This window comes from Mycobacterium kansasii ATCC 12478 (assembly GCF_000157895.3).
Lineage (GTDB): Bacteria > Actinomycetota > Actinomycetes > Mycobacteriales > Mycobacteriaceae > Mycobacterium > Mycobacterium kansasii.
The window spans coordinates 4309935-4329134 of sequence record NC_022663.1 but is presented as its reverse complement, the minus strand read 5'-3'; the positions used below and the strand labels follow the sequence as shown (position 1 = coordinate 4329134).

General features: G+C 66.4%; 25 protein-coding genes. 5 read left to right on the top strand and 20 right to left on the bottom strand.

The features are described from left to right. Nucleotides 1–53 precede the first annotated feature (53 nt). Nucleotides 54–914 (bottom strand): helix-turn-helix transcriptional regulator, encoded by an 861-nt coding sequence (locus tag MKAN_RS18915; RefSeq protein ID WP_023370984.1) that lies wholly within the window; start codon nt 912–914, stop codon nt 54–56. 73 nt (nt 915–987) lie between these two features. On the opposite strand from MKAN_RS18915, the gene MKAN_RS18910 reads away from it, so the two are divergent. Together MKAN_RS18910 and MKAN_RS30635 are read left to right on the top strand one after the other, a co-directional pair. Further along, nucleotides 988–1662, top strand: coding sequence for a class I SAM-dependent methyltransferase (locus MKAN_RS18910; protein WP_036390925.1), 675 nt, complete (start codon nt 988–990; stop codon nt 1660–1662). Further along, a complete protein-coding gene (locus tag MKAN_RS30635; RefSeq protein ID WP_155254707.1) occupies nt 1659–1817 on the top strand; it encodes a hypothetical protein in 159 nt (52 codons plus the stop codon). The genes MKAN_RS18910 and MKAN_RS30635 overlap by 4 nt, the downstream gene beginning before the upstream one ends. 9 nt (nt 1818–1826) lie before the next feature. On the opposite strand, the gene MKAN_RS18905 is transcribed toward MKAN_RS30635, so the two are convergent. Beyond that, on the bottom strand, nt 1827–3059 hold the full coding sequence (locus tag MKAN_RS18905; protein ID WP_023370980.1) for a zinc-dependent alcohol dehydrogenase: 1233 nt from the start codon (nt 3057–3059) through the stop codon (nt 1827–1829). Then, on the bottom strand, nt 3056–3829 hold the full coding sequence (locus MKAN_RS18900; protein WP_036391503.1) for an SDR family NAD(P)-dependent oxidoreductase: 774 nt from the start codon (nt 3827–3829) through the stop codon (nt 3056–3058). The genes MKAN_RS18905 and MKAN_RS18900 overlap by 4 nt, the downstream gene beginning before the upstream one ends. Nucleotides 3830–3895: 66 nt before the next feature. Here MKAN_RS18900 and MKAN_RS18895 point away from each other — a divergent pair, with 66 nt between their 5' ends. Then, nucleotides 3896–4594: a class I SAM-dependent methyltransferase gene (locus MKAN_RS18895; protein ID WP_042312660.1), complete on the top strand. Its 699-nt coding sequence runs from the start codon at nt 3896–3898 to the stop codon at nt 4592–4594. Between the two features lie 102 nt (nt 4595–4696). Next, nucleotides 4697–5611, top strand: a complete 915-nt coding sequence (locus MKAN_RS18890; protein ID WP_023370974.1) for a class I SAM-dependent methyltransferase — start codon at nt 4697–4699, stop codon at nt 5609–5611. Here the strand turns inward: MKAN_RS18890 and sppA are convergent. Beyond that, nucleotides 5608–7398: a signal peptide peptidase SppA gene (gene sppA / locus MKAN_RS18885; RefSeq protein WP_023370972.1), complete on the bottom strand. Its 1791-nt coding sequence runs from the start codon at nt 7396–7398 to the stop codon at nt 5608–5610. The two genes, MKAN_RS18890 and sppA, sit on opposite strands and share 4 nt — an antisense overlap. A 50-nt stretch (nt 7399–7448) precedes the next feature. Between sppA and MKAN_RS18880 the strand changes: the two genes are divergently transcribed. Further along, nucleotides 7449–8378 (top strand): LLM class flavin-dependent oxidoreductase, encoded by a 930-nt coding sequence (locus MKAN_RS18880; RefSeq protein ID WP_023370970.1) that lies wholly within the window; start codon nt 7449–7451, stop codon nt 8376–8378. A gap of 68 nt (nt 8379–8446) precedes the next feature. Here MKAN_RS18880 and rplO read toward each other — a convergent pair whose 3' ends face one another. The 16 genes from rplO to MKAN_RS18805 form a co-directional block, all read right to left on the bottom strand. Next, complete coding sequence (gene rplO, locus MKAN_RS18875) at nt 8447–8890, bottom strand: 50S ribosomal protein L15 (protein ID WP_023370968.1); 444 nt, start codon at nt 8888–8890, stop codon at nt 8447–8449. Beyond that, nucleotides 8887–9096, bottom strand: coding sequence for a 50S ribosomal protein L30 (rpmD, locus tag MKAN_RS18870; RefSeq protein WP_023370966.1), 210 nt, complete (start codon nt 9094–9096; stop codon nt 8887–8889). The genes rplO and rpmD overlap by 4 nt, the downstream gene beginning before the upstream one ends. Next, nucleotides 9093–9749 carry a 30S ribosomal protein S5 gene (rpsE, locus tag MKAN_RS18865; RefSeq protein WP_023370964.1) on the bottom strand — a complete coding sequence of 219 codons (657 nt, stop codon included), beginning with the start codon at nt 9747–9749 and terminating at the stop codon, nt 9093–9095. Before rpsE ends, rpmD begins: the two co-directional genes overlap by 4 nt. Before the next feature lie 19 nt (nt 9750–9768). Beyond that, entirely contained in the window at nt 9769–10137 is a 369-nt protein-coding gene (gene rplR / locus MKAN_RS18860; protein ID WP_036391499.1) for a 50S ribosomal protein L18, read from the bottom strand. Between the two features lie 41 nt (nt 10138–10178). Beyond that, nucleotides 10179–10718, bottom strand: coding sequence for a 50S ribosomal protein L6 (rplF, locus tag MKAN_RS18855; protein WP_023370960.1), 540 nt, complete (start codon nt 10716–10718; stop codon nt 10179–10181). Nucleotides 10719–10741: 23 nt separating this feature from the next. Beyond that, entirely contained in the window at nt 10742–11140 is a 399-nt protein-coding gene (rpsH, locus tag MKAN_RS18850; protein ID WP_023370958.1) for a 30S ribosomal protein S8, read from the bottom strand. Nucleotides 11141–11166: 26 nt separating this feature from the next. Continuing rightward, nucleotides 11167–11352 (bottom strand): type Z 30S ribosomal protein S14, encoded by a 186-nt coding sequence (locus MKAN_RS18845; RefSeq protein WP_011739072.1) that lies wholly within the window; start codon nt 11350–11352, stop codon nt 11167–11169. 4 nt (nt 11353–11356) lie between these two features. Further along, nucleotides 11357–11920, bottom strand: coding sequence for a 50S ribosomal protein L5 (gene rplE, locus MKAN_RS18840; protein ID WP_023370955.1), 564 nt, complete (start codon nt 11918–11920; stop codon nt 11357–11359). Continuing rightward, nucleotides 11920–12237, bottom strand: coding sequence for a 50S ribosomal protein L24 (rplX, locus tag MKAN_RS18835; protein WP_023370953.1), 318 nt, complete (start codon nt 12235–12237; stop codon nt 11920–11922). Before rplX ends, rplE begins: the two co-directional genes overlap by 1 nt. Further along, the gene (rplN, locus tag MKAN_RS18830) at nt 12238–12606 is read right to left on the bottom strand and encodes a 50S ribosomal protein L14 (RefSeq protein ID WP_023370951.1); all 369 of its coding nucleotides are present in this window, start codon (nt 12604–12606) and stop codon (nt 12238–12240) included. A gap of 141 nt (nt 12607–12747) precedes the next feature. Then, nucleotides 12748–12897, bottom strand: a complete 150-nt coding sequence (locus MKAN_RS30630; protein WP_023370949.1) for a hypothetical protein — start codon at nt 12895–12897, stop codon at nt 12748–12750. A gap of 96 nt (nt 12898–12993) precedes the next feature. Beyond that, nucleotides 12994–13959: a DUF4436 domain-containing protein gene (locus tag MKAN_RS18825; protein WP_023370947.1), complete on the bottom strand. Its 966-nt coding sequence runs from the start codon at nt 13957–13959 to the stop codon at nt 12994–12996. A gap of 96 nt (nt 13960–14055) precedes the next feature. Further along, complete coding sequence (locus MKAN_RS18820) at nt 14056–14958, bottom strand: DUF4436 domain-containing protein (RefSeq protein WP_023370945.1); 903 nt, start codon at nt 14956–14958, stop codon at nt 14056–14058. A 97-nt stretch (nt 14959–15055) separates the two neighbouring features. Next, on the bottom strand, nt 15056–15946 hold the full coding sequence (locus MKAN_RS18815; RefSeq protein ID WP_023370943.1) for a formylglycine-generating enzyme family protein: 891 nt from the start codon (nt 15944–15946) through the stop codon (nt 15056–15058). Between the two features lie 16 nt (nt 15947–15962). After that, nucleotides 15963–16490, bottom strand: a complete 528-nt coding sequence (locus MKAN_RS18810; protein WP_230589194.1) for a hypothetical protein — start codon at nt 16488–16490, stop codon at nt 15963–15965. Between the two features lie 118 nt (nt 16491–16608). Next, nucleotides 16609–18969: an arylsulfatase gene (locus MKAN_RS18805; RefSeq protein WP_023370938.1), complete on the bottom strand. Its 2361-nt coding sequence runs from the start codon at nt 18967–18969 to the stop codon at nt 16609–16611. Nucleotides 18970–19200: the final 231 nt, after the last annotated feature.

The following is a 19200-nucleotide window of genomic DNA, read 5'->3' as shown; positions in this document are numbered from 1 at the left end:
GCGCGCCGACTGTGAACCGTGCGACGCGACACGCCGCGAAGGCTCCGGGAGATTCACAATCGGCTCAGCTCGCGCCACTGCCGCGGCGAGGCGCCATGGATGCGGCCGAACAGTCTGCTGAAGTAGCCGGGGTCACCCACCCCCACCCGCCGGGCAACCTCGCTGACCGGAAGATCGGTGTCGGCCAGCAAGCCGCGAGCCTCGGCCATGCGGCGCTCCATGATCCACTCGCCGACGGTACGTCCGGTGCGGCGGCGCACGACGGTGGTCAGGTGTCCCGGGGTCATGCCGAGCTCGCGCGCCACGTCGCGTAGCGACAACGGCTCGGCGTGCCGGCGGTCGATCACCGCGAACACCTCGGCCAGCAACGGTTCACCGCTGCGGCGTAGGTCTGCGACCACATCGTCGGCCAGGCGGGCGAGATCGATCAGCAGCAGCGTGAGATGGGCCAGGGCAGCCTGCCGGTAGCCAGCCAGCCGCCCGGTCAGTTCGGTTTCGATCGACCGGATCGCGTCGTCCCACAACGTCCGTCGGGCCACCGGTACCTGCAGCCGCAGCAGCCCGCCCGGCCGACCATGCAGGAACGGGAACAGCAACGGGTGCGCCCGCCACGCCGGCCACGGCGATCGGCCGTCCTCACCGAGCGCAGCGGGATCGAAGAACACCCCGGCCCCGTCGTCGGCATCGCCTACCTGAGCGGGGTCGATCACCTCACCGGCGGCCGCCACGTACACCGCGCCCGCCGCGGGCACGTACCACAGTGCGGGGAAATCGTGGATGTGACGGCCCGGTTCGCCGAGGTCGCCGCGGTCGCCGCCTCGGAACACCGATACCGGCGGGGCACCCGGATCCGCCCGATATTGGTAGACGGGCACGCCGCCGCGTTGCCGGACCACCCGGGTTGGCACGGTCATGAACCGAAGATAGTCCTACTTTTACCGATGATCGACCGATACTTCATTGCACCAACAGTTCAGTATAGACACCATGGTCAAACATTATCCACATGACTACCTGCCGGCCGCCGGGCACGACGCGCTGCTGCCCGGCTACGATGTGCTCACCCGGCTATTGGGCATGCGACGCGTCTACGACACTCTCCTCGGGCAGGCCGAACTCGCCGACGGCCAGCGCGTCCTGGAAATCGGCTGCGGTACCGGCAATCTCAGTATTCGGATCAAACGATCCCACCCCCGCGTGGCGGTGACCGGGTCCGATCCCGATCTCCTGGCCCTCGCCCGTGCGCGCCGAAAGGCGCTGGGCCTCAACGACATCAGCTTCGAACGCGGCTACGCCCAGCAACTGCCCTACCCAGATGGCGAATTCGACCGGGTGCTGTCGTCGATGATGCTGCACCACCTGGACGAGGCAGCGAAAAGAACTGCGGCGAAAGATGTTTTCCGTGTTCTGCGACCCGGAGGCCGGCTGCATCTGGTCGACGTCGGCGGCGACATGTCCGCCCGCGACGGCCTGGCCGCCCGGCTCGTCATGCGCAGCCGCCACGCGGCCGCCAACCTCGGCGACGCAATTCCGCGACTGCTGGGTGCGGCCGGATTCGACTGCTCCGAGGTCGCCATGCAGCGCCATCGCATCATGGGACGTCTCACCTACTACCGCGCCACCCGACCCGACGGCCCGGCGCGCGCAACAATGGCGGAATGACTGAATACAACGGCGCCGGCACGACAAGCTCCCCGGTGGTTCTCACTCCGGAGGTTCAGCAGGCGGTGTGGTCTTGGGGTGTTGGTCCGGCTGCCCTTGCCGAACTGGCCCGTTCGTGCGACATCGAGATCCTGGGTCCGCCCCCGCTGCCGTGACCCGGTGCCCTACCGCTGATCGATGGCCACCTTGACGGCCCCGCTCGCACCCTGATCGGCGATCGCGAGGAAGGCCTCCCGCCACCGCTCCAGCCCAAAGGTGTGGGTCAGCATGGGCCGCAGGTCCACCCGGCCGGCTACCACCAACTCGAGGTAGTGGGCAATGGCGTGCCGGCGGACACCGTCGACCTCCTCGACACCGAAGGCGTTGGATCCGACCCAGCTGATCTCTTTGAAGTACAACGGGCTCCACTCCCACCGGCCGGGGGTGTGGACACCGGCCTTGACCAGCGTGCCGCGCGAGGTCAGCACCCGCACCCCCACCTCGAACGTCTCCGGCTTGCCGACGGTGTCGTAGACCACGTCGACGGCGCCGGGATGGGCCATCGGCAGGCCCAGCAACGGCTGGCGCAGCCGCCCGCCGCCCCAGGCCACCAGTTCCTCGATGAGGGCCAGACGTGGTTCGTGGGCAAGGACTTTGGCGGCCCCGAACCGTCGGGCGAGTTCGGCCTGTGCCGGGAACCGGGCGACGACGGCCACCGCCACGTCCGGATACAGCGCCCGCAGGATCGCCAGCGCGCACAACCCGAGCGAGCCGGCCCCGTACACCAGCACCCGGCCCGAGCGCGGCGGCGGGCGGCGGGTGATCGCGTGCAGCGACACCGAGAAGGGGTCGGCGAACACGGCCGCCTCGTCGGGAACCGCGTCGGGAACCGCGAACAGCATGCTGTCGTGGGCCGGCATCAACTCGGCGTAGCCGCCGGTCACGTCGGCCGACACCCCGGTGTGGATTCCGGGTTTGATGTCACCGTCGGCGAAGCTCCAGCACAGGCTGTAGTCGCCGCCGGCACAGGCCGGGCACGGCGGCTCGATGCCACGTGGCCCGCAGGAGAGCCACGGGTTGAGCACCACCCGCTGACCCACGGCCAGTCCGCGGGCCTGCGGCCCCAGCTCGACCACGTCGGCGACCACCTCGTGGCCCATGACTTGCGGGAAGGAGCAGAACGCGGCCATCGCGTTGTCGGCGTCATGCTCGCCGAAGTCCATCAGGATCTGCTTGGAATCGGACCCGCAGATGCCGGTCAGCCGCGGTCGGGTGATCACCCAGTCCGGTCGCAGCAACCGCGGCTCGGGTAGTTGCCGCAGCCCCGTCGGGCTCTGGGACAGGTTCCGCGTGAGCGCGTTGGCGTCGCCGGGGACCTCGAACGGCTCCGGCGGCACGCCGTAAACCAATGCCTTCATTGCCAGGTCATGGCCGCCGCGCCGGCGATGAACGCGTCGAGGTCGGCGTTCTTGGCGTCGACGACGTCTTTGAGCGCCATCACCTCGGGCAGATAGTGCTCGAAGCGGTCGCTGCCGATGGCGGCGACGATGCCCTCGGCCACCAGGTCGGCACCCACCTTGGGCCCCCGATAGAGCGGCTCGTCGTTGTCCGGCCGGTCCCAGATCTCGGTGTCCACCGGGCCGGGCTGGACCAGCTTCACCGACACCCCGGTGCCCGCCAGGTCGACGGCCATCGCCTCGCTCCAGCCGCAGAGCGCGAATTTGCTTGCGCAATAGGCTGCTTCGTGGGTGATGCCGAGCCGTCCGCCGACACTCGACACGTTGACGACGATGCCGGACCGACGGGCCAGCATCCGTGGCAGCAGCGCCAGCGTCATCCGCATCGGCGCGAAGAAGTTGACCCGCATCACCTCCTCGACGTCGTCTGGCTTCAACGCGGTCACGGCCCGGCGCTTGGGGATGGCGGCGTTGTTCACCAGTACGTCGATGCCCCCCAGGGTGTGCCAGGCCTGCAAGGCGAGCCGTCCGGCCGCGGAGGTGTCGCCCAGGTCGGCGGCCCACATCGCGGACTGCGGCGAGGTCCGGCGGCAGTCGGCCAGCACCTCGTCCAGCCGGTCGCGCCGCCGGGCAATCAGCCCGACCACCGCCTCCTGGGCCGCCAGCCGCCTGGCCAGGGCCGCTCCTACTCCCGATGATGCACCCGTGATCAACACCCGCCTGCCGGCCATCGTGTAGGACATAGTTCAAGGTTGCCGCGCGGGGTCGCCCAAAGCCAGCGCCTTATCCTGGCTTTTGTGGCCCACCATCATCTGCATCGCGTCGTCACGACCCTCGGAAAACGGCATGACTACTTCCCGGCTGCGGGCCATGATGCGCTGCTGCCGCTCTACGATCTGTTGACACGGCTCTTTGGGTTCACCCGGGTCTACGAGAAGCTCATCGCGCAGGCCGATATCGGCGACAACCAGCGTGTCCTGGAAATCGGTTGTGGCACTGGGAATCTGGCAATCCGGGTCAAACATGCCCACCCAGCGGCGCAGCTGGTCGGGTGTGATCCCGACCCGCTGGCATTACGCCGGGCGCAGCGAAAGTCATCGCAGCTGACCGGGATTCGTTTCGAACGTTGTTATGCCCAGCAGCTGCCCTATGCGGACGGCGAGTTCGACCGGGTGCTGTCGTCGATGATGCTGCACCACCTGGACGATGCGGCGAAAACCGCTGCCGCGGCAGAGGCATTCCGGGTCTTGCGGCCCGGCGGCCGGCTGCACCTGGTCGACATGGGGGGTGACCTGACCGATCGCGACGGCCTGGCCGCGCGACTGATCGTGCGCGGCCACCACGGCGCCGGCAACCTCGGCGATGCGATTCCGCGGCTGCTGACGACGGCCGGGTTCGACTGCGCCGAGGTCGACACACAGCGGCATCGTGTCTTCGGGCGGCTCACCTACTATCGCGCCACCCGCACCCCGACCACCGGGCAGCAAACCGAATGATATGAATCGAGTCACGACTTACCCGACCGACGGTGGCAGCCGGCGCGCATCGGCGACATAAGCTACGTCACCGGAACCCGACTAGACCCCGATAGGACGGACATGGCACGCACGCACGACGACAGCTGGGACCTGGCCTCCAGCGTCGGTGTCACCGCGACCATGGTCGCCGCGGGGCGCGCGATGGCGACCAAGGATCCCCGCGGGTTGATCAACGATCCCTTCGCTGAACCGCTGGTGCGGGCCGTCGGCGTCGACTTCTTCATCAAAATGATCGACGGCGACCTCGATATGACGGCCTTCCAAGATGTGTCGCCGGCCCGGGCGCAGGCAATGGTCGACGGAATGGCGGTGCGAACCAAGTACTTCGACGACTATTTCATCGACGCCACCGGAGGCGGAATCCGGCAGGCGGTGATCCTGGCGTCCGGCCTGGACGCGCGCGCCTACCGGCTGCCATGGCCGGCCGGAACCGTGGTCTATGAGTTGGACCAGCCCCGGGTGGCCGAGTTCAAGACAGCCACGCTGGCTCGGCTGGGTGCCGAGCCGACCGCTTCTCGGCGGGTGATCCCGATCGATCTGCGCGGTGATTGGCCGACGGCACTGCGGGCGGCAGGCCTGGATGCGGCCGCACCGACGGCGTGGCTGGCCGAAGGCCTGCTGATCTATTTACCACCGGACGCCCAGGACCGGCTGTTCGACAACATCGCCGCCCTCAGCGTCCCGGGTAGCACCATCGCCACCGAATTCGTGCCGGGCATAGTGGATTTCGATGCCGACCGGATCCGGGAGCGGTCGGCGGCCTTCCGGGAACACGGCATCGACATCGACATGGCGTCGCTGGTGTACCCCGGCGAACGCAACCACGTCGTCGACTACCTGAGTGCCAAGGGCTGGGACGTCGAGGGCGTGACCCGAGCCGAACTGTTCCGGCGCGCCGGCATTCCGGTGCCCGATCCCGACGACGACGACCCACTCGGCGAGATCATCTTCATCAGCGCCGTCTTGTCCGCCTAGAGGCGCGACTGCCCCAGCCATAACGCGCTGGCACCGCTGAGTGTCTGTTCGATACCCTCGACGACACCGGCGATCGAGCGAATCAGCAGCGTCCCGACGGCATCGGGTACCGAGGCCGCCGCCGGTCGCGACGACATGCGCGGCAGTAGCAGGTCCAACAGCGACGAGCCGGGGTAGCTGACCAGGCGAACGTCGGTGTCTTCGTCCAGGCCGGCCAGGATTTTCGCGCGGCGCACCGCCGTGCGGAAGCCGCCGAGTTCGTCGACAAGGCCGCGCTCGAGGGCGTCGGCACCGGTCCAGACCCGGCCCCGGGCCACCACATCGACGGCTTCGGTGCTGAGGTTGCGGCCTTCGGCGACGCGCGCCACGAAGTCGCCGTAGAACAGATCGGCCTCCGCCTCCCGGCGGGCCCGCTGTTCCGGGGTGAACGGCTCGTCTATCGACCAGGCATCGGCGTTGGCGTTGGTGCGCAACGTTTCCGACCCGACTCCCAGCCGCTCCTTCAGATCGCGAACCACCAGCTTACCGGTGATCACCCCGATGGAACCGGTGATGGTGCCGGGATTGGCGACGATCGCATCGGCCGCCATCGAAACGTAGTAGCCGCCGGAGGCGGCGACCGCACCCATCGATGCGACGACGTGCTTGCCGCGGCGACGGGCCCGCTTCACCTCACGCCAGATGGTCTCCGACGCGGTGACCGATCCCCCGGGGCTGTCCACCCGCAGCACGATCGCCGAAATCGAGTCGTCGGCGGCCACCTCCCGTAGTGCCGCGGCGATGGTGTCACCACCGGCGCTGGACGGGCCGAACGGAAGACCCTGCGGCCCACCGCGGCCGTTGACGATCGGTCCTTCCACGGTGACCACCGCTATCGTCGGCTTGGACCGGCGGCCGGGTATCGACGGTACCGGTGGCGCCAGTCGCGACCGCGCGGTGCCCGCGTAGCGCGCCAGGTACATTCGCGGCGGCTTCTCATCGGTGTCGACAGATTCCAGCGAAACACCTTCTATACCAACCAGTTCCGCTATTCGAGCGTAGACCTCGTCGCGGAATCCGATCCGGTCGATCAGACCGGAGGCCACCGCCTCGTCGCGCAGCAGCGGAGCCCGGTCGGCCAGCTCGTTGAGCACGTCGACGTCGATGCGCCGAGATTCGGCGACCGCGTGCCACACCTGGCTCTGCAGGCTTTCCAACATCCGGGTGACAGCCTCGCGATGGGCGTCGGTGTAACCGTCTTCGGTGAAAAGGTTTGCCGCCGACTTATATTCGCCTCGCGTGACGACCTCGGCTTCGATGCCGGCCTTGTCCAGCGCGTCGCGCAAGAACATCGCGTTGCTAGCAAAGCCGATCAGCCCGACACTTCCCGAGGGCTGCAGCCAGATCTCGCGGAATGCCGAAGCCAGGTAGTAGGACAGCGTGCCCGGATAGGTTTCCGCCCAGGCCACCGACGGCTTGACGGCACTGAAGGCCGCGATGGCCTCCCGAAGTTCCTGAACAGCGCCGGCGGGCGACGGCGGAAGCTGGACACGCGCAATCATTCCGGCGACCCGTGGATCCTCGGCGGCCCGATGGATCGCGGCGACGGCGTCGCGCAGAGCCATCGGCCGGCCGCCTCCGGACAGGATTGTCAGCGGGTCGAAACCTGTCGTCTCCACCGGCATGTTGCGCAGATTGAATTCGAGCACGCAGCCGTTGGGCACGCCGTGGTGGCGCGCGGTGTCGACCCGGTCAGCCAGGGCGCGCACGTCGTCGACGCCAGGCAGAAAAGACAGTAAGGCGAACATGTTTATCCAGCCTACCGATAGCCGGCGGGCAGCGACCGTACGGTGAACGTGTGCGGTTTTGCATCGCGATCCCCCAGCTGGACTACGACGACTTCGACACCGCGGGGCTGCGCTCGTATCTGGGTCGCGCCGAGGAGTTGGGGTTCGAAGGCGGATGGGTGCTCGAGCAGATCGTCGGCGAGTCACCGCTGCTGGCGCCGTTGGAGCTGCTGGCATATTCGGCTGCCTGTACCGCGCGGCTACGGCTGGGGGTCGGTGTTCTGGTGACCTCGCTGCATGATCCGTTGCAGCTGGCCTCGGCGGTGACCGCCGTCGACCGGCTCAGCCACGGCCGCCTCGATCTCGGTATTGCGGCCGGTGGCGGTTCCCGCAGATTCGCGGCTTTCGGCGTCGACGTGGCCACCCATGTCCGATATTTCACCGAGGGCCTGGCCCTGATGAAAGCGGCGTGGTCCGACAGGCCGCGGGTGAAATTCCACGGCCGGTTCCGCGACGTCGACGACCTGCCCATCGCGCCCAAACCGGTGCAGCGACCGCACCCGCCGATCTGGTTCGGTGGCCGTGCGCCCACGGCGCTGGCCAGAGCGGTGCGCCACGGTGACGCGTTCCTGGGGGCGGGGTCGTCGACCACGGCCGACTTTGCCCAAGCCGTCACCGTCGTGCGCCGTGAGCTCGCCGAACAACACAAGGATCCGGCAACCTTCACCATCGGCAAACGGGTTTATCTGATGGTGGACGACGACGGCGACCGGGCCCGCGAGGGGGTGCTCGACGGGTTACGCGCCATCTACGGCGGTGGGATGTCCGGCATCGATTCGGTGGCAGTGGCGGGCACGCCCGATGACGTCGTCCGGGGGCTGAGCGAAGTGATCGACGCCGGAGCCGAGATGCTGCTGCTCAATCCGGTGGGCACCGACGTCGCGCAGAACCGCGACCAGATGGAACGCCTTGCCGCCGAGGTGGTTCCGCGCCTGGACTAGCCGCGCCGGCAGACACAGAATCGCATTCCGGAATGCGGATCGGTGCGATTGTGTGTCTGCTCGCGGGACTATGAGAGCTCGGTGGCTGAGCCGCCCGCAGCGGTGATCTTATCGCGTGCGCTACCGCTGAACTTGTGCGCGGTGAGGTCGACCTTGACGGTCAGCTTGCCGTCACCGAGCACCTTGACCAGAGCGTTCTTGCGAACGGCTCCCTTGGCCACCAGATCCTCGACGCCGACGGTGCCGCCCTGCGGGAACAGCCGGTTGATGTCGCCGACGTTGACGATCTCGTACTCGGTGCGGAACCGGTTGCGGAATCCTTTGAGCTTGGGCAACCGCATGTGGATGGGCATCTGCCCGCCCTCGAAGGTCACCGGCACCTGCTTGCGCGCCTTGGTGCCCTTGGTACCGCGGCCGGCCGACTTGCCCTTGGACCCCTCACCGCGGCCGACACGGGTGCGTGCGGTCTTCGATCCGCGCGCCGGCCGCAGGTCGTGCAGCTTGATGGTCACTTGGTCTTACCTCCGGTCGCCGCTACGCTTGTGGACTCCACCTCGACGAGGTGCCGCACCACCGCGATCAGCCCGCGGGTCTGGGGGTTGTCCTCACGAACCACCGAGTGGCGAATCCGCCGCAAGCCCAGAGTGCGCAGGCTCTCGCGCTGCTTCCAGCGGGCCCCGATGGTGCTACGCACCTGGGTGATCCTAAGTTGGCTCATGGCTGTGCCGCCTCCCGCACCGCGGCGGCGGCCAGCGCGTCACTTTCCCGCCGCGCCTTCAGCATGCCGGCCGGGGCGACGTCCTCGATCGGCAGACCGCGCCGGGCGGCCACTTCCTCGGGACGCTGCAGCATCTTCAGCGCAGCCACGGTGGCGTGCACCACGTTGATCGCGTTGTCGCTGCCCAGCGATTTGGCCAGAATGTCGTGCACGCCAGCGCATTCCAGCACCGCGCGCGCCGCACCACCGGCGATCACGCCGGTACCGGGGCTGGCCGGGCGCAACAGCACCACGCCGGCGGCCGCCTCACCCTGCACCGGGTGCGTGATGGTGCCGCGGATCAACGGGACCCGGAAAAAGCCTTTGCGAGCCTCCTCGACACCCTTGGCGATCGCGGCCGGAACCTCCTTGGCCTTGCCGTAGCCGACACCGACCATCCCGTTGCCGTCGCCCACGATGACCAGCGCGGTGAAGCTGAATCGCCGACCACCCTTGACCACTTTGGAAACCCGGTTGATGGCCACGACGCGCTCCAAGTAGTTGCTCTTGTCGCCGTCGCGGCCGCCGCCGCGGCCGCTGTCGCGACGGCCCCGGCCGTCACGCGAGTCGCGGCTGTCTGGGGCGCCTTGCCCACCAGCCGACTGTTCCGCCATTATGCGGTCCTCCCGTTCATCAGAAGTTCAATCCGTTCTCGCGTGCGGCATCGGCCAGCGCCGCGATCCGCCCGCCGTAGCTGTAGCCGCCGCGGTCGAATACCACGGTGTCAATGCCGGCCGCCTTGGCACGTTCGGCGATCAACTGGCCGACCCGCACGCTACGGGCTTTCTTGTCCCCGTCCAGACCACGCACATCGGCTTCGATCGAGGACGCGGCGGCCAGGGTGGTGCCGTTGAGATCGTTCACCAGTTGTACATGAATGTGCCGCGCGGACCGGTGTACCACCAGCCGGGGACGCTGCGGGGTGCCGGCGATCTTCTTGCGCAGCCGTGCGTGCCTGCGCAGCCGGGAGACGCGCCGGGTTGCGGATACGCTCTGCCCCACCGGCTTTCGCGCAGCGGTTTCAGCTTGTGATTGCGCCATGACTACTTACCTGTCTTCCCGACCTTGCGGCGGATCTGCTCGCCTTCGTACCGCACGCCCTTGCCCTTGTACGGGTCGGGACGACGCAGCCGGCGGATATTCGCCGAAATCTGGCCGACCTTCTGCTTGTCGATCCCGGACACCGTGAACTTCGTCGGCGCCTGGACCGCGAACGTGATGCCTTCGGGCGCTTCGATCACCACCGGGTGGCTGTATCCGAGCGCGAACTCGAGATTGGCGCCCTTCAGCTGGACGCGGTAACCGACACCGTAGATCTCCATTTTGGTGGTGTATCCCTGAGTCACGCCGGTGACCAGGTTGGACACCAGAGTGCGCGACAGCCCGTGCAGGGAGCGGTTGCGCCGCTCATCGTTGGGCCGCGTGACGACGATGGCGCCATCATCGTTGCGGGACACCGTGATTGGCTCGGCGACCGTCATGTCCAGGGCACCCTTCGGCCCCTTGACGGAGATGTTCTGGCCGTCGATCGTGACGTCGACTCCGGGGGGTACCGGAATGGGTTGCTTACCAATGCGCGACATGGTTGCTTCCTCTCACCACACTCTCACCAGACATATGCGAGGACTTCGCCGCCCACGCCCTGTCTGGCTGCCTGACGGTCGGTGAGCAGGCCCGAGGATGTCGAAATGATCGCCACACCCAGGCCGCCGAGTACCCGCGGCAGATTGGTGGATTTCGCGTATACCCGTAACCCCGGCTTGGACACCCGGCGCAAACCGGCGATGCTGCGCTCCCGGCTGGGCCCGTACTTGAGCTGCACGATCAGCGATTTGCCGACCCGAGCATCCTCGGTGCGGAAGTCGCTGATGTAGCCCTCGTTCTTGAGGATTTGGGCGATGTTGGCCTTGATCTTGGAATGCGGCAACCGCACCTCGTCGTGGTACGCCGAATTGGCATTGCGCAGACGGGTCAAGAAGTCTGCGATCGGGTCAGTCATGGTCATGACAGCGTCTGTACCCTTCCTCGCGGTTACCAGCTGCTCTTTTGCACACCGGGTAACTCACCCGCATGCGCCATCTCGCGCAGGCAAATCCTGCATAACCCGAACTTGCGGAACACCGCGCGCGGGCGGCCACACTTGCTGCATCGGGTGTAGCCGCGCACCGCGAACTTGGGCTTGCGCGCGGCCTTGTTGACCAGTGCCTTCTTCGCCATCTGCTCAGTTCTCCTTGAAGGGGAAGCCGAGGGCCCGCAACAGCACTCGTCCTTCCTCGTCGGTTGTCGCCGAGGTGACGACGTTGATGTCCATGCCGCGGACCCGGTCGATCTTGTCCACGTCGATCTCGTGGAACACCGACTGCTCGGCCAGTCCGAAGGTGTAGTTGCCCACTCCGTCGAATTGTTTGGGCGACAACCCGCGGAAGTCGCGGATACGCGGCAATGCGATCGAGGTGAGCCGGTCGAGGAACTCCCACATCCGGTCGCCGCGCAGCGTGACGCGCACGCCGACCGGCATGCCCTCACGCAATTTGAACTGCGCGATGGACTTACGTGCCCGGCGAATTTCCGGCCGCTGCCCCGTGATCAGTGCCAGGTCGTTGACCGCGCCGTTGATCAGCTTGGCGTCCCGAGCGGCCTCACCGACCCCCATGTTGACCACGACCTTGGTCACGGTCGGGATCTGCATGACGTTGCGGTAGCCGAACTCCTTTTGCAGCGTGCCGCGGATCTCGTTGCGGTAGCGCTCTTTTAGGCGCGGCAAGGTCTTCTCCGCAGTGGTCATCAGATGTCCTTGCCGTTGCGCTTCGAGATACGGACCCGTTTGCCGGTTTCCTCGTCGACCCGGTAGCCGATTCGGGTGGGATTGCCGTCGGAGTCGACGACCATCACGTTGGAGACGTGGATCGGGGCCTCCTGGGTGACGATACCGCCCGACCTGGCACCACGTTGGTTGGTGGAAACCGCGGTGTGCTTCTTGATCCGGTTGACGCCCTCGACCAGGATCCGGTTACGGTCCGGGTAAGCCTGCAAGACCTTGCCCTTGGCCCCTTTGTCTTTACCGGCAATCACCAGCACGGTGTCGCCCTTATGGACCTTCATCTACAACACCTCCGGGGCCAGCGAGATGATCTTCATGAATCGCTTCTCCCGCAGTTCGCGCCCGACCGGCCCGAAGATGCGGGTTCCGCGCGGGTCGTTGTCGGGCTTGATGATCACTGCGGCGTTCTCGTCGAACTTGATGTAGCTGCCGTCGGGACGCCGGCGTTCCTTGGCGGTGCGCACCACGACGGCCTTGACGACGTCTCCGCGCTTGACGTTGCCGCCGGGAATCGCGTCCTTGACCGTGGCGACGATGACGTCACCGATGCCGGCATAGCGTCGCGACGATCCGCCGAGCACGCGGATGCACAAGATCTCCTTGGCGCCGGTGTTGTCGGCGACCTTGAGCCGCGATTCCTGCTGAATCACTAGATCTCCTGACCTGGTTGACGTGTGCACGGCAGGGTTCACCAAACACCAGACGTGCGCGGTCTTTGCTGCCCACGGGCACGCGGGGCCGATAACGCTTACACGCACCAGCCGAGGTCTGCCCAAGGCAACCCCTAGAGTCTAGGGGACGGCCAGCTCAGAGCCAAATTCGAGGGCCACCCAGACGGGTGGGGGCAGCTCGGCGCCGGGTGCGCTCAGGCTGGGAAACAGCAGGGCGCTGCCGGGGGTGGCGACATGGGTTGTCCGCATCCGGCTCTCCACTCTGCCCATCCCCGGATCATCCTGTTGAACCGGTGAAACAGGACGGTCGCGCCCCGGCCGCGGCCGTTTCCACGGCGGTCGAGACGGGCCGGAACCCGACGCGCGCTAGTCCGATTCCCGATACCACGCGATGACGTACACCACCATGGCCGTGGCGAGCGCTATCAGCACCCAGATCACCACGGCTTGGTCGATCCACGACCCCGCCGGCGGCGAGCCGGGAAGGATATTGCGCAGCGGCACCACGGCGAACAGCATCGCCGCATACCACGTGGAGAACGGTGGCAGGAATTTTCGCCGGCCGGTGACCATCTGGATGGCCACGAACAGGGCCAGCGTCGGCAGCGTGACGAGGACGAGGCAGATTCCCAGGTCGAAGACCAGCGGCCCCTTGGCTCGCTTCAACGTGATGATCACGTTGTCCGGCCGATCCGAGGTCTGACTCGCGTCCCCGACGCGCTGGGCGCTGATGTCCCAGCCCTCCAGCGATCCGGTCACTTCGACGCGGGCGGGCTTGTACTGGCGAGTGTCGCCGGCCCCGACCAGTACATCGGCCTGGATGGTGTCGGTGGTGTAGGTGTCGAATGGCCAGTTACCGGGATCGCCGTGCGCCTCGATGGTGGTGGCGACCTGCGCCGGCGATTTCCCCACCGGATACTGCAGGTCACCCAGGTCGTTGGTCGGATAAAGGCGCACCGAAGTGTCGGTGGTCAGCACGTCGAGACGCTTGTCGATCATCGAATCGTCAGGCATCACAAGAACTTTCACATCGAGGCGATTCGCCACGGTGTGCAGTTGCTCGAATCGCACCAAAACCACCGTGTCCTCGGTGGTGCCCACATCCGGCTTGGGCAATGGCCCCGGCGTGCTGGCCAGCCAGTGATAGCCGACTAGCGATAGGACGTAGACAACAGCGACACCGACGATGATCGACACGTCGAGCACCAGATGTTTCCGCCGCGACATGTGCGGGCGGGCCGACGGAGACGCCGCTGATCCGCCCGGCGGAGACGCCGTTGTACCGGCCGGTGCACCCGGCTCCGGAACCGCCGGCGCGTGGTTATCGGTCATCTGCGGTCACCACCGGAGAGACCGCCGACACATACCTGCCCCCGAACACGGAGTCAGATGGTAGCAACCGGCGTTCCCGCCGGTGACGTTTCTAGATCAGTCCGATTGCCGGCGGTAGGCGAAGATGAACAGGCTCATCGCCACGATCAATGCGATCAGCACCCATAGCGTGACGGCCTGATCGATCCAGGAGCCGGGCGGCGGGTTGCCGGGCAGGATATTGCGCAACGGGACCACGGCGAACAGCATGGCGGCAAACCAGGACACGAAGGGCGGCAAGAACTTCTTCCGGCCCAACGCCATCGGGATGGACACCCACAGTCCCAACGTCGGCAGGCTGATGAGGACCAGAATGATGCCCAGGTCGAAGATCAGCGAGCCTTTCGCCCGATGCAAGGTGATGATGACGTTGTCGGGGCGACTGGTGGTCTGGCTGGATTCCCCGACGCGCTGCACGCTGACGTCCCAGCCGTCCAACGACCCGATCACCTCGACCCGGGCGGGTTCCTTCACCCGGCTCTCGCCGGTCCCGACGATGACGTCGGCAGAGATGATTCCCGTGGTGTAGGAGTCGAACGGCCAGTTGGCGGGATCGCCTTCGGCCTCGATCGCGGTGCTGACCTGCGCCGGTGTTTTACCCACGGGGTACTGCAAGTCGCCGAGATCGTTCTCTGGATACAACCGCACGGCCAGGTCTTGGGTCAACACGTCGAGGTGTTTGTCGAACTTCGAATCTTCCGGAATGACAAGCACATTCACCGTGAGACGGTTGGCCACCGTCTCCAGCTTCTCGAGCCGGACCTGTACGACGGTGTCTTCGGTGGTGCCCAGATCCGGTTCCGGCAGCGGGGGCGCCGACGTGGCCAGCAAATGCACACCGAATAGCGACAAGGCGTAAACGACGATGATGCCGAGAACAACGGCCAAGCCGATCGCGAGGCGCGTGCCGCGCGACTTGCCCGCGGCTGGAGCCGCCGGCGGCGGCGCCTGATGGGTCATCGCGAGCGGCTCTCCGTGGTGAACACGGGGCAGATGCTAGTGAGCCGCACCGGCGATCAGGCGGCAACGCGCCGCGCCACAGACCCGCTAAATTTCCTTAGCCTGATCCGCGTTCGGCCACACAACGGAATCCGATGTGGGTGGTCGCCGTGTCTTGCGATTGTGGCGAGCGGGCCGCCGGCCGGTACCGGTGGCAATACTCCGGTGCACACAGATGGGAGCCGCCCTTGAGCGTCTGGCTGATGGTGGGGTCGGCGGGCCCGGCAGGCGCGCAGCACGCCTTCGGAGGCTGATCGGTGCGGTGGTGTGCGGAGAACTCGGTTGCGGTCCATTCCCAGACGTTGCCGATCATGTCGACCAGACCGAAGCCGTTGGGCGGGAAGGTGCCCACCGGCGAGGTCCCAACCCAGCCCAGTGCGCCGTCGTTGCGGTAGGGGAACTTGCCCTGCCAGGTATTGGCCATCAGCTGCCCGCCGGGCGTGGCCTCGTCGCCCCAGGCATAGGTGGTCGTGGTTCCCCCGTGCGCCGCGTACTCCCACTCGGCCTCGCTCGGCAGCCGCCGTCCCGCCCAGCGGGCGTAGGCGGCCGCGTCGGGATAGGCCACCTGCACGACGGGGTGGTCGGGTTTGTCGGCGATATCGCTGTCCGGGCCGAATGGATGGCGCCAGCTCGCGCCCGGCGCCCAATCCCACCACTGCCGCCAGTCGCGCAGGTCGACCGGACCTGCGGTCGGACGGAACACCATCGCACCGGGAACAAGGTCGTCGGGGTTAGCCCCCGGATAGAGCGTGGGGTCCATGGGTTGTTCCGCCACAGTCACATACCCAGTGGCAGCTATGAATTCGGCAAACTGTGCGTTGGTGACCGGGTGGCGCTCGATGGCGAACGCGGGCACGGTGACGGTATGGATCGGCGCTTCTTCGGGGTAAAAGCTCGTCGACCCCATGCGGAACGATCCGCCCGGCAGCTCAACCAGTTCGGTTAACACGGCTTCAGGGTATGACTCAGGGTATGAGGACGGCGAAGTTCTGCATCAAGGCGGATTTTGCCGAACGGAACCCGGGCACCGCCGCCGGACCCTCCAGGTGGATGGCCACCAGGTAGTTCTTGGTGTTCGTCCAGATGTGAGCGATGCGGTCGGCGAATTCGATCGGGCCGGACGATCCCTGCAGGGCGCCGGTCAACAGCTCGCTGCTGAAGCCGCAGAACGGTACCCCGGTGACCAGGAAGTTCAGCCGCCGCATCGACCCGCCCAGGCTGGCGGTGTAGGCGAGGAAAGCGCTGTCCGGCTGCCGGTCGGTGGGGGCGATGGTCACCGTCGCCGACATGCCGTTGGGGCCGGTCAAAGTCAGCGCCGTGGCCCCGCTGCCGGGGGTCGACGTCCAACCGTCGGGCACGCTGATCGTGATCCTGGGTGCGGCCGGGTCCGAGACACTGGCGAGCGTCGCTCGGCCCTCGCCGGTCAGCGACGGCGAACAGGCGACCGTGTCGGGCGGGATGTGCTCGGGGTGCGTCGTCACGATGCCGGGCACCGGCTCCGCAGGGTCAGGATGCGCGGGCGCGCCCGGCCCACCACCGCGCTCACCGCAGCCGGCTACGATGCCCGACAGGCAAAGCAGCGCCACTGCGCACAGCAGTCGCGCCGAACGCCTAATCGCGCGAAAAGGCAAGGGCGAGTTCTTTTTCCACGTCTTCATACGGTCGTCCGGATAGGTCGATCGTCACTTGGGCAATGGTTCCGCCGGTGAAGGCGAACGGCGCCTTGTAGCGGCTGGACACCGGCGAACCGCCGTTGTGTCCGACGGTGATGCCGGCACCTGCCAACCCGAATGTTCCCGGGTGGGTGGTCACATCGGCGAGCGCACCGACCTCGTGGTGGTCGAAGTACATCATCAGGTCCCCCAGCGGGGTGTGGCTGTTGGGCACGGTTCCCGTCCGCGCGTAGCGCACGCCGAGCAGGTGTCGGCCGAGCGGGATCGGGCCGACCGACGAGAGCAGCTGCTGGCGCTCACCAAGGAAGTTGTAGACGTAGTGCAGGCGTCCGTCCTGGATGAACAGCACGTGTCCGCCGTGCGCGCCGCCCTGCTTGAACAACACGCCTTCGGCACCGGTGGTGTCGACCGTCACGTCGGCCACGACGGCGAACGAACGGCCGCGAATTTCGGCGGCTGCCCCGATACCGACGTCAGCGCAGTCGGGATAGTAAATGTAGGTGGATCGTTCGGTGACCAGGTAGGGCCGCGACCGCATCATGGTTTCCACGATGTTGAGGTCCGACAGCGGCAGGCCGTTGTACTTGGCCGCCTCGGAATACCACAGCGCCTTGAGTTCTTCGAGCTTGTCTGGATACTCGGCGGCCAGATCATGGCATTGGCTGCGGTCTTTTTCGATGTGGAACAGCTCCCAGCGGTCGGCGTCGAAATGTGACCAGCCTGCCGGTGTGGCCGCGTGGATGGTGTTGGCGAACCAGCCCTCGTGCCAGATTCCGCGGGTGCCCAGCATGGCGTAGAACTGGGTTTGCTTGCCGGTGTCGGCAGCCGGATCGTCAAGGGCGGCTTTGAAACTCACCCCATCCAGCGGCTTCTGGGTGATGCCCTTGACGGTGTCCGGCGGGGTCATACCCAGCAGCTCGTAAACGGTCGGGGTGATATCGGCGACGTTGACGTAGTTGTCCCGGACTTCGCCGTGGGCCGTGATCCCGGCCGGCCAGGAGATGATGGCCGTATCGGCGATCCCGCCCTCGTGCGAGGCGTAGCGCTTGAACAGCTTGTAGGGCGTGTTGAAGGCCATCGCCCACCCGATCGGGTAGTGGTTGTAGGTTTGTGGGCCACCCAGGTGGTCGAAGAGCTTCATGCTCTCTTCGACGGTGTCGATATAGCCGTTGAAGAATTTTCCTTCGTTGACCGACCCGTTGGGCCCGCCCTCACCGCTGGCACCGTTGTCGGAGATCACCACGATGATGGTGTTGTCCAGCTGTCCCGATTCCTCGAGGTAGTCCAGGATCCGGCCGATCTGCGCATCGGTGTAGCTCAGAAAACCGGCGAACACCTCGGCCATCCGGCAAAACAGCTTCTTTTCTTCATCGTTGAGTGAGTCCCACGGCCGCACGGTGTCCTGCAGCGGCCATGGCTCGCCTTGCGGTCCCTTCACGTCGAGATATGGATTGATGGGCGACAATTCGGTGTCCGGCGGCACGATCCCCATTGACTTCTGCCGCTCCAGCACGACCTCGCGATACTTCTCATAGCCCATGTCGAACTTGCCGGCATATTTGTCCGCCCACTCCTTGAAGACGTGGTGCGGTGCATGCCCGGCGCCCGGGCACAGGTAGGTGAACCAAGGCTTGTCCGGCGCGATCACCTTGGCATCGCGGATGAATTGGATCGCCTTGTCCGCCAGGTCCTTCGACAGGTGATAGCCGTCCTCGGGGGCGCCGGGCGGGCTGACCGGATGGTTGTCGTACACCAGGTCGGGATACCACTGGTCGGTCTCGCCACCCATGAATCCGTAGAAGCGTTCAAATCCCCGAGACGTGGGCCAATGCCGCTTGGTCGACGCCATGTTGGCCTCTTCGAGAGGTGTCAGGTGCCACTTGCCCACGCAATAGGTGTTGTAGCCGCGTTCGGCAAGCACCTCTGAAAGTAGGGCGGTATCGGCCGGTATCCGTCCGTTGCAGTTGGGGAAACCGTCGGTGAATTCTTCGATGGTCGCCATGCCGACGGTGGTCGCGTTGCGGCCGGTCAGCAGCGAGGCCCTCGTCGGCGAACACAACGCGGTGGTGTGGAATTGCGTCAGGCGCACGCCCCGCTCGGCGATGCGCGTCATGGCGGGCATCTCCACCACGCCACCGAAGCAGTCCCAGGTCGCGATGCCGGTGTCGTCCCAGACCAGATACAAGATGTTGGGCGCGTTCTCGGGCGCGGTCGGCGCCGCGTAGGGACCCCAATCCGGTTCCGAGTCACGGATGTCCAGCTCGATTTTGCCTTGAAACCCGGTTGACCCCGTCGTCACTGCAACACACCCACTTTCTGTACGCACATTTATCGGCGTCGCGTGGAGATTACCCCGAACAGAGGTGACCCGACCGCACAACGACGCGGCAGTGCACAATTTGGGCGCTTGCCAGATTTTGCGGCCTGCCGCTACCTTACATTGTCAACATAGTATGACAAATTTTCGCGGGCCGGCTTCGGGGTCTGTCCGCGCTCCCTGGCCGCAATCCGTTGCGGCGGTTGCTACCGG